Origin of the sequence: Bacillus sp. SIMBA_008, from assembly GCF_046535495.1 — a bacterium.
Taxonomy (GTDB): Bacteria; Bacillota; Bacilli; order Bacillales; family Bacillaceae; genus Bacillus; species Bacillus subtilis.
Window position 1 is genome coordinate 1 of the sequence record NZ_JAWRWL010001033.1, and the last position, 246, is coordinate 246.

1 protein-coding gene is annotated in these 246 nt (G+C 33.3%); it reads right to left on the reverse strand.

What is annotated here, in order from left to right; all coding sequences use genetic code 11:
- Window positions 1-246, reverse strand: a 246-nt coding sequence (locus tag SB658_RS26550; protein WP_410603481.1) for a serine hydrolase, incomplete at both ends; no start/stop codon positions are given.

The following is a 246-nucleotide window of genomic DNA, read 5'->3' on the forward strand; positions in this document are numbered from 1 at the left end:
ATAATGTTCAAAACTATTAGGAGGATCAATGATTCCAGATTGGTGGCTTAATAAATTTCGCAATGTGACTTTTTTCTGTGAGGTAAATAGATTGGTAGGTATGTTCCAAGATGTGAGTCTATCATTTACGTCTTCATCTAAATGCACGATCTTTTGATCTGATAACGTTAGTACGAGCATTGTAGTGAAGAATTTACTAATAGAACAAGAATTGAATATGGAATTCGTAGTGACAGTTTTAGTGGT